The organism is Flavobacterium branchiophilum NBRC 15030 = ATCC 35035 (genome assembly GCF_002217205.1).
Taxonomy (GTDB): Bacteria; Bacteroidota; Bacteroidia; order Flavobacteriales; family Flavobacteriaceae; genus Flavobacterium; species Flavobacterium branchiophilum.
Genome location: NZ_MUGT01000023.1, coordinates 1 through 10,474, shown reverse-complemented (window position 1 = coordinate 10,474; position 10,474 = coordinate 1). Strand labels below are relative to the sequence as shown.

Below are 10,474 nucleotides of genomic sequence, written 5' to 3'. Positions count from 1 at the left end.
TATATTTGGTATTATTTGTATGTAATGCCTAGATACAACAATCCAGCCATTTTGAACATCAAATCAACTATTTGGTATAAGAATATTGAACTCATCAAAAAACAAGGCAAGCCCAACAAAACATAAGGTAAAATTTATATTTATAATATAAACACACCTTCAAAAAAAACAGATTATATAAAAAAAAACTACCTCGTGATTGAAGTAGTTTTTTAGGTATTGTTAACTATTTTTTGGGTTCAAATAATTTCAAGAATGTCGTTTTATTGTCAATGGCCAATTGAAATTTTGGATCTAATGCAATTGCTTTATCAAAATAGGCCACAATTTTATCTTTTTTTTCCTTCATTTTATTAGCATCCGCACTGGATTCTGCTAACAAAATTAATCCTTCCAAATTTTCCCATGCTGCAGTTAATTTTACATTATAAAAAGACACTCTATCCGTTGTATTTACCATGTCGTCTGATTTTGTTTTGGCTTTATATTCTGCAATTATTTTTTTAGCATCTGCCAACAGATTGCCTTCAAAATCATTTACCGCCACTTGAAAAGCATTTTGGTTTACTTTGTCTTTATCAGTAGCCATTAGTTCTTTAAAATATTTGGTAGATTTAGGAATATTTCCACCTAATTTATAGGTCCAAGCTTTTACATTTTTAACAGAAGATGTGGTAGAATCTTTAACTGAATTAACACAAATCAATGCTGATACATAGTTTTTTTTATTGATGTATAATTCACTCAAACCTAAAAGAGATTCGTCTTTTTGAGAAGCAGCATATACGTTGATTAAAGCTCCTATTTGCTGGTCGATATCGCCCAATGAACTTGCAATTTTATAAACATTTGCATAATGCTCTTCGATATTAAACGCTGGAGCAGGTTCATTTTTGATGGCTTCAGGTTTTACTAATCCTGATTGTGCAAAACCAATAGTTGAAAACAACAATGTACAAATAATTTTTTTCATAATTCTGATTTTATTTAGGGACATTACGTGTGCTTTTCAGCACTAATTAAGTTAAAATAATTCACTTTTAAGGCTGCAAAAATATTTAAAAAAAATCATTTCTTATGACTTTGCCCGTTAAAGTTTCATTAAATTTTTCTTTAAAAATGATGTCTTTCGGCTTTTCATATTTATCCAAAACGTCAAAAATTGTGGGATCTATTTCAAAAAACAAACCTTCAATTACTAAAACGAGTTTTTCGCCTAAATTTTCGTCTGCTAGACCAGCAACAAAAAATCTTTTATTGAAATATGGGTCTAACTTTTTTTCTATTTGTTCAGGAATTAATTTAATTCCTCCGCTATTTACCACATTATCTAAACGCCCAATAAAATGAAATTGATTGTCGTTTTGAATTTCTACAATATCATTTGTAATAATTTTTTCATCAGAAATTTTGCTGGCATCAATCGTTAAACACTGCCTGTCGTCTATTCCAATTTTTACATTGGGCAATGTAGTAAACCATTTTTCGCCAACTTTTTTGGCAGCTATATGTGTAATTGTCTCTGTCATTCCAAAGGTAATATACACTTGATAAGGCAATTTTGACAATTCATGTTCCAGTTTGTCGCTTACTTTTGCGCCTCCTACAATCAATTTTTTGATGTTTTTTAACGCATCCAATGAGTTTTGTGCTTGCATTGGTACCATAGCGGCAAAATCATATTTTGTAGTATTATTTTCTAATGGATGCGAACTTGGAGCTACAAAATCAATATCGAGACCTAAAATAAAAGCTCTCACAAACATCATTTTTCCGGCTATATATTTTACTGGCAAACAATGCAATGCGCTGTCGCCTGGTTTTAATCCAAAAAAATCGCCTGTCGCAAGTGCAGAATTTACCATAGCTTGCTTTTCAATCCGTACTGTTTTTGATGGCCCAGTTGAACCTGAAGTTGGGATTTCTAAATAGGATTTTTCGTCAAACCAATCTAAGAAAAAATTTCCGACTGGTTTTTCGTAATCAGCTCCTTCTTTTATTAAACAATATGCCACACGAAGCATACTGTCTCTATCAAAATGAAACCCATTCATTTTGAATTGATTATGTACTTTTTGATAACTAATTGTACTCATAATTATATCGTTTTTTGTTTTTTATGGTTTAATTGCTCCAAACAATCGTTCCTTCCAATTGTTCCAATGGTATTTTCGACTAAAGATATAGATTAAAATGGGATAAACAACTATCAATGGAAAAAATATTTGAAAACTCATTTCGGGTTCTGAAATGTCTTTAAATATGGAATTGGTCTGAAATACAGTCCAGTCTGAAGTTACAAGTAGGGCTGTAATAAGATTATTAGCAGCATGAAATCCTATTGAAAGTTCTATGCCGTCGTCCATCAAAGCTATGATTCCTAGTAAAAAACCAGTTCCAATATAGTATAAAATCAGAACATAACCCATTTTTTGAATTTCTGGATTGTATAAATGTAAACTTCCAAATAGTAAGGATGTCATTATTAGTGGAAACCATTTATATGGATGTAAATTGGCAAAGCCTTGCATCAAATAGCCTCTAAAAACCAACTCTTCACATGTTGTTTGAATGGGGATAAAAACAAGGGCTATAAAAAATAATATTAAAAATGGCACCCATTTAAATTGTAAAACATAATGACTTGGGTTCATATAATAATCTGATATTGTAACTATTATTGTGAAAATGGCCCAAATTGTAAATGAGAATACAATCCGATTCCAATCTAATTTTGGTCGGGCAGTCATGATGGTTTTGAAAGCTTGTTGGTGCATTTTACTTACTACAATATATAAGCCAATTATGGCTATCAAAAAAGAAAGTAACATTAAAAATAAGGTTACATTAGAATCTAAAAATGTCATTACAGACGCTTCATCTGTTGGGAAATTCAAATTTTGACGCATACAAGTCCAAGTAATTGCCAAATAAAAAGGTACTTGTCCAATTGAGGAAAAAAGAATAACTACAACAGACCCTAAAATATACTTCCAAAAGGGATTTTGAGCATGAACACCCTGTTCTATAAACATAATTATGTGATTTTTTTGATGGTTAAATTTAGAAATGACTTACATTTGCATTTTTAAATATTATTTTATGATACAAATATACCATAATTCTCGATGTAGCAAGTCGAGAGAATGTCTTCTTTTTTTAGAAAAATCAAATAAATCAATAAAAGTAATCAATTACTTAAAAGAAACACCCAATTTTGAAGAATTAAAAACAATTATCAGCAAACTTTCGATAACACCCATGGAATTGATAAGAACAAAAGAAAAAATTTGGATAGAAAAATATAAAAACAACACCTATACTCATGACGAATTGATCGCCTTGATGGTAGAAAATCCAGTATTGATTGAAAGGCCTATAGTTGTTAATGGTGATAAAGCTGTTATTGCACGGCCTTTGGAATTGATAAACAACATTTTATAACTTCATTGCGTCATTTTGACAATTTAATTTGAATTCCGATTAAACTTTATTGCCAATTTAAAGTCCAAAGTTACACGATATAAATAATCTAAATAAAAAACCAAAAACATGAAGAAGATTCAGTTCTTATGTCTGTCCATTGTATCCTTACTACAAATTGTCGGTTATGCTCAAGGCAGACCAGCTGGTAATAAAATAAGCATTACAGGAAAAATTGTAGAAAAAACAAGTAATCAACCATTAGAGTATGCAACCGTTACTTTGATCAATACCAAAAACAATAAAATGATTTTTGGAGGAATTGCCAATGCAACAGGCGATTTTGGTGTTGAAATTTTTCCTGGTATATATGATATTAAAATAGAATTTATTTCATTTAAGCCAATAGAAATCAAGGCCAAAGAATTGTTATCGGCAACAAATTTAGGAGTAATCAAAATAGCCGAAAACCCATCGCAGTTGAATGAAGTAGTGGTAAGAGCCGAAAAATCAACTGTAGAAATTAAATTAGATAAAAAAGTATATAACGTTGGGCAGGACATGATGGTAAAGGGCGGAAATGCAAGCGATGTTTTGGGTAATGTACCGTCAGTTACAGTAGATTCTGACGGAAATGTTAGCCTTAGAGGCAACGAAAACGTAAGGGTTTTGATAGACGGAAGACCATCTAACGCAGTAAATATTACTGATGCCTTGAAAAACATTGCCGCAGACGCCATTGATAAAGTAGAAGTAGTAACCAATCCATCTGCTCGATATGATGCAGAAGGAGGCGCAGGTATATTAAACATTATCTTGAAAAAAGGCAAAAATAATGGTTTAAATGGTGTAATCACAGCAACTATTGGCAATCCAAAAAATAATGGCTTGATGGGCAATGTCAATTATAAAAGTAAAGAATTTAATTTTTTTACAACAATAGGTTATAACGATAATAAAACACAAGGAAAAGGATTAACCGATTCAGATTATTTCAATACGGATGGCAGTTATCAAAAAAGTTTAAATGAACGAAGTACAAGAGAAAGAGGTAGAACAGGTTATCATTTTAACTTTGGAATGGACTGGTATTTGACTAAAACTTGGACTTGGACTAACGCAGTAACTACTCGAAAAAACGATGGGTACAGTCCTGAAACAGTACATTATTATAATTATGAAATTAATAATAACTATGAACGTATTCGATTCAACGATCAAAACACTTACACCAACGACATAGAATACACAACTAAATTTACAAAAAAATTCAGTGACGAAGGACATAAATTAACGTTAGATGCTAATTTTTCGAGAAATTCTGATAATGATATTTCCATAATAAATGACAAAATAATAGGTCAAGAAAATACAGCAACAAACGATGGTGCAACCAATTATCAAACACAAAAAAGGAGTTTATTGCAAACAGATTATATTTTGCCTATCAAAAAAAACAGTCAATTAGAAGCAGGTTTCAAAGGTGATTACAATCAAATGTCAAGTATTTACAAAGTAGGAAGTTATGATTTATTTGGAAACTACACACCAAATATTTTATTTACAAATACATTTAATTATCATGAAAATATAAATGCTATTTATACGCAATTTGGTTCAAAAATAGATAAAATATCTTACTTATTAGGATTAAGATATGAAAAATCGAACATAGAATTTAGTTTACAAAATGCAAACGAATTGACACATAAACAATATGATAATGTTTTTCCAAGTGCTTTTTTAAATTACCAATTAACCGAAATTACAAGTTTTTCAATCAATTATAGTAAAAGGGTGGCAAGGCCTAGAGGACGGTTTATAGCTCCTTATTCTGGCTATACCAGTAATATCAATTTGTTTCAAGGAAATCCAGATATCAATCCTTCTTTTACAGACGCATTAGATTTAGGATTATTAACCAAATGGAAAAAAATAACCCTTACAAGTTCGGTTTACATCAACAACACGAAAAATACAATGCAGTTTATTAGAAGACCCAATGGATTGATTGTAGATGGGACAGCTGTTCTTGTTTCTACCCCTGTTAATTTAGACAAAGAAATGAGGTACGGTTTAGAATTTAATATCAATTATAACCCGTTCAAATGGTGGAAGTTAAACGGAAATTTCAATTTATATGAAAGTCAAATAAAAGGTAACTTTTCGTATAATTTGTTGAGCAACAATGAATTAGTAACAACCCAAGTGGATAAAAATGCAGGTAGTTGGTTTGCTAGAATTTCATCCAGAATTACTTTACCGTACAAAATTGATTTTCAAGCAAATGGCAATTACATGGCACCACAAAACACTGCCCAAGGAAAAAGTTTGGCTATGTATATGGTGAATCTTGCTTTTAGCAAAGATATTTTAAAAGACAAAGCAACCCTTTCATTAAATGTGAGTGACTTATTTAATACTGCAAAAATGTACAGACAGTTTAATTTACCAACATTGAATTCCTACAGTGAAATGCAACGCCGGGTTAGACAAATTAACCTTACTTTTTCTTATCGTTTTAACAAGAAAAAAACCGAAAGAGAAAAACCTGCAAAATCTGAAGAAATGGGTGGAGGTGATTTTTAGAAAATTACTTCATAAAAAAAGGAACTCCAATGATGGGGTTCCTTTTTTATTGCTATTAAAACAACACTTTTTAAGCTTGTTCTAATTCTTTTTTAGCTTTTCTTTCTTTTAATAGTTCACGAATAGCTCCAAAAAGCCAATATTGAACGAAACCTACTAAAAAGAACATCAACCAAAATCCCATAGTTAGGACGGTTAAGAAAAGTAAAAAACCAAGATACTGTGAGAAATCAAACATTTTTTCCGGAATTTTATGATTCAAGCACAAAAGTAGTTTTAATTATTAGAATAGACAATTTTTAGAACATCTATTTTTAATTATTTAACTAAACAAGGCCTTTTTAGTAAAATAAGGTGCGAAATCTGTTTTTTGTTAAGAAATCATCAATTTCAAAACCATTTTTTCCATTTAAAATAAATGACCATCAAAAATGCTATAATAAACATGACGGCAACTATGGTATAATATCCAAATTTATAATCCAATTCAGGCATATACTTAAAATTCATACCATATACGCCCACAATAAAAGTTAATGGCATAAAAATAACCGATACAACTGTTAGCGTTTTCATTACTTCGTTCATTTTGTGGCTTTGTGCCGAAAAATAAAAATTTGATGCCGCCTCTAGGGTTGTCATATCATAATCGATTTGCTCTAATAATTCCAAACATTTTTGATGCAGCCTATCAAAAAAACTATAGTTTTCGTGTGCAATATTATTAAAAACATTGTCGTCTTTCATACTTTTGATAGAGTATAACGAATCCCGTAACGGAATGATTGATCGTTTCAAAAAATTAAAATTATCTCGGTGTTTTACTATTTGTTCCAAAATAGATGGTGCTACACTTTTCTTGGTTAAATTGATCAAATTTTCTACTTTAAGTTCTTCATTTTCAATAGTAATATAGAAATTTTCCATAATAGCATCTAGCAATAAATACAGCAAATAATCTTCTTTTTTGGAGCGTACAATACCCGAATGGGTACGGATTCGCTCTCGAATATGTGAAAAAAAATCGCTCTTTTTTTCTTGAAATGATACTAAAATACCATTTTTTAATAAAAAACTAATTTGTTCAACATTGATGTTTTCAGAATTTTCTATTGGTGTAATCGATTTGATACTAAAAAAAAGTGTGTCGTGGTATTCATCTAATTTGGTTCGTTTAACAGTATTTAAAATATCCCCAACCATAAAACTGTCTATATTAAAATACTGACCTATTGCTTGTATTTTACCAACATCATTTAATCCATGGATATTCAACCAATTGACCTGTGAAAGATTCAAATGGCTATCAAAATCCAAAATTTGTATAGCATCTATTTCATATAAATTCAAATCATTATATACAAAAAGTTGCATTTTCGTATCTATATCTTTATGCAAACCTGTATATTCATAAATAGAAGGTTGCACTTTTTGTCCTTTTTTATATCGAATTTTTCTCAAGTATGTATTTTTTAGAATAACAAAATTAATGCAATTACTTGCATAAACAAAAAAAAACTATTAAGAATTGCATCTCAATAGTTTCTTTATAAAAAACACCCAAACTTTAAATTTTTATATCGAAAAAAGTATATACTTTTTGATTATTATTTTGTTATTTTGACACTGCAAACATAGAATGAATCTATCAAAACATTGTTTTTTTCAAACTATAAAATATAAAAAAAACGATATAAAACATTTTATTATCGACAAAATATAATTTTAACAATCCTTACCTTACTTAAAAAATAATATTTTTTAAATTTAAAATCGATTCCTAAACTCCAAAACAATATTATATTTACAACAAATATTGCTATATGAAAACATTATTATACAACATAAAAGATTTATTACAAATAAGAGAACCCAATGTGGTTAAAGTAGCAGGTAAAGACATGCAGGAATTGCCCAAATTGTCTAACGCCTATCTAATTATTGAAAATGATTTGATTGTTGATTATGGCATAATGGCCCAACTGCCCAAAAGTCATTTTGACCATAAAATAGATGCAACAAATAAAATTGTGTTGCCCACTTGGTGCGACAGCCACAGCCATATTGTATATGCCGGCAACAGAGAACAAGAATTTGTAGATAGAATCAACGGATTGACTTATGAAGCCATAGCCGAAAAAGGAGGTGGTATATTGAATTCTGCAAAAAAAATATCCGAAATTACAGAAGAGCAATTGTATGACGAAAGTAAAACTCGATTAGAGGAGATAATCCAAATGGGAACAGGAGCCATCGAAATAAAATCGGGATATGGTTTAAGTACAATTTCTGAAATAAAAATGCTAAATGTAATACAAAAATTAAAAAAAAATTACCCTATTGCTATAAAAGCAACTTTTTTAGGAGCACATGCGTTTCCAGCAATTTATAAAAACAATCATAAAGAATATATTGATTTGATTGTAAATGAGATGATACCTAAAATTGGGGCTTTAAAAATAGCTGATTTTATTGATGTTTTTTGCGAAAAAAATTATTTTTCTGTCGAAGAATCGGATCGAATCATAAAAGCAGGAAAAGAAAATGGATTGCTTCCAAAAATTCACGTCAATCAATTCAACATTATAGGTGGGGTTGCCATGGCTGTAGAAAACCAAGCCCTATCTGTTGATCATTTAGAAATTATTTCGGACGAAGACATACAATTTCTTCAAAATTCTAACACCATGCCTGTTGCATTACCAGCTTGTTCGTATTTTTTAAGCATTCCATATACTCCAGCTCGAAAAATTATTGCATCAGGTTTGCCATTGGCACTTGCCACAGATTATAATCCGGGGTCATGCCCCTCGGGCAATATGAATTTTGTTGTAGCAACGGCCTGTATAAAAATGCAAATGACCCCCGAAGAGGCTATCAATGCTGCAACAATAAATGGGGCTTATGCCATGGGAATTTCTACTACACATGGAAGTATAACCATTGGAAAAAAAGCCAATTTGATAATTACAAAACCGCTACATTCGTTTTATGAAATACCCTATTCATTTGGAAGTCAAATAGTTGAGAGTGTTTTTATCAATGGTATCCAGCAATAAAAAAGGGAAACCCACATTGGATTTCCCTTAATCATGTCCATTTTATATGCTTATTCTAACGTAAAACTCGAATTAGAAACCAATTCATTTTTATCAAAAATATTAACAAAATAAGTCCCTTTTTCAAAATTTTCTCCAGCTAAATCTTGTGAAACTTGTACGGTTTTATTTTCGTATTTTACATTACTTAAAAAACTATAAGTCAATGTTTTATCATCAAATGTTACCGTTTTCTTTTCGCCAATAACATTGTTTTTACTATCAATTACTTGAACATAATAGGTTTTATCACCAGATTTTGCAATGGCATTTTCGGCAATGGTAAAACTTATTTTCAAAATATCAGCTTTTCTGGCTTTTGCAGTTTCAATTTGTTTACCAGAGCTTCTTAATTTGTAAGCCGCCGTTTTTAAATTCAAAACACTCAATTTGGCACCTTTCTCAATGGTTTTAGACAAATCTTCGTTTTGACCAATCAACACTTCGTTGTATTTTTTTGTTTCGCCCAAAACAGTAATGGTACTGTCTCGTTGGGATACTAAAGAGGCATTTTCAGATTTTAATTGATCAACTTGCATTAACAATCCTTTCATTTTTGATTGCAATTCGGTAAATTTTTGTTTAAAGCCAGACAAAGCAGCTACATCGCCTTTAGATTTTTTTACTTCCTCTATAAGTCTTACAACTTTATCCCTTTCTGCAATCAATTCGTCAGAAAGCGAGGTGTTTTTGGCAATGGCTTCGTCATAAGTTGTTTTCAAAGCGGCCAATTCATCTAAAACTTTGCCTTTTTCGTCTGTAATGGTTGTAATTGTATTCTGTGTAACTTTAGCTTCAGACGTCAATTTATAAATATAAGCTAAACTAGCCAAAAGGCAAAGAGCTAAAACCAATACAATGGCTTTTAATTTGGAGTTGTTTTGTTGGGAATTCATAGTTTTTTAATTTTCCGTAAAATTATATAAATTATTTGAAACATAAAAATGAAACGCTATTTATTAATAAAAATTGTATGGAATATGTTTACCCAAAAAACCCTATTTAAAACCACAAAAAAATAAATTTATCGATATTTTAATCATTTTTTGTTTTTTAAAGATTAAATTGCACCCAAATTTTATTTTAAATGGAAAACATCAAAATTTTATGGGTTGATGATGAAATTGACTTACTCAAACCTCATATTTTATTTTTAGAAAAGAAAAGTCGACAATAGCCTATATTTGTTACCTAAATTTCCTCGCAATTTTATACACTACAATTTAGGTGTTTTATAATTTTCATTTGTTCATTTTTTAAAGTAACAACTTTACTCCACTTTATATTGTTTTCGGCGGATTCTAATTCCACTTTGTGAACACTTTGTATCTGATCTAATGCTTTGTTTGCTGTTATACCAATAT

9 protein-coding genes are annotated in these 10,474 nt (G+C 30.2%); 3 read left to right on the top strand and 6 right to left on the bottom strand.

Annotated features, from left to right (window positions below):
* Positions 1-226 precede the first annotated feature (226 nt).
* The 3 genes from B0A58_RS03220 to B0A58_RS03210 form a co-directional block, all read right to left on the bottom strand.
* The gene (locus B0A58_RS03220; protein ID WP_133063063.1) at positions 227-973 is read right to left on the bottom strand and encodes a hypothetical protein; all 747 of its coding nucleotides are present in this window, start codon (positions 971-973) and stop codon (positions 227-229) included.
* 85 nt (positions 974-1,058) lie between these two features.
* On the bottom strand, positions 1,059-2,096 hold the full coding sequence (locus B0A58_RS03215) for an AMP-binding protein (protein ID WP_089079863.1): 1,038 nt from the start codon (positions 2,094-2,096) through the stop codon (positions 1,059-1,061).
* Between the two features lie 21 nt (positions 2,097-2,117).
* Positions 2,118-3,035, bottom strand: coding sequence for a CPBP family intramembrane glutamic endopeptidase (locus B0A58_RS03210; protein ID WP_089079862.1), 918 nt, complete (start codon positions 3,033-3,035; stop codon positions 2,118-2,120).
* A 67-nt stretch (positions 3,036-3,102) separates the two neighbouring features.
* Between B0A58_RS03210 and arsC the strand changes: the two genes are divergently transcribed.
* Complete coding sequence (arsC, locus tag B0A58_RS03205; RefSeq protein WP_089079861.1) at positions 3,103-3,444, top strand: arsenate reductase (glutaredoxin); 342 nt, start codon at positions 3,103-3,105, stop codon at positions 3,442-3,444.
* 108 nt (positions 3,445-3,552) lie between these two features.
* Positions 3,553-6,012 (top strand): outer membrane beta-barrel family protein, encoded by a 2,460-nt coding sequence (locus tag B0A58_RS03200; protein ID WP_089079860.1) that lies wholly within the window; start codon positions 3,553-3,555, stop codon positions 6,010-6,012.
* A gap of 70 nt (positions 6,013-6,082) precedes the next feature.
* Here B0A58_RS03200 and B0A58_RS16240 read toward each other — a convergent pair whose 3' ends face one another.
* Both B0A58_RS16240 and corA read right to left on the bottom strand, forming a co-directional pair.
* Positions 6,083-6,274: a hypothetical protein gene (locus B0A58_RS16240; RefSeq protein WP_133063062.1), complete on the bottom strand. Its 192-nt coding sequence runs from the start codon at positions 6,272-6,274 to the stop codon at positions 6,083-6,085.
* Between the two features lie 128 nt (positions 6,275-6,402).
* A complete protein-coding gene (gene corA, locus B0A58_RS03190; protein ID WP_089079859.1) occupies positions 6,403-7,473 on the bottom strand; it encodes a magnesium/cobalt transporter CorA in 1,071 nt (356 codons plus the stop codon).
* 362 nt (positions 7,474-7,835) lie between these two features.
* Between corA and hutI the strand changes: the two genes are divergently transcribed.
* Complete coding sequence (gene hutI, locus B0A58_RS03185) at positions 7,836-9,071, top strand: imidazolonepropionase (RefSeq protein ID WP_089079858.1); 1,236 nt, start codon at positions 7,836-7,838, stop codon at positions 9,069-9,071.
* A 50-nt stretch (positions 9,072-9,121) separates the two neighbouring features.
* Here the strand turns inward: hutI and B0A58_RS03180 are convergent, their stop codons facing one another.
* Positions 9,122-10,006, bottom strand: a complete 885-nt coding sequence (locus tag B0A58_RS03180) for a hypothetical protein (RefSeq protein ID WP_014083522.1) — start codon at positions 10,004-10,006, stop codon at positions 9,122-9,124.
* Positions 10,007-10,474: the final 468 nt, after the last annotated feature.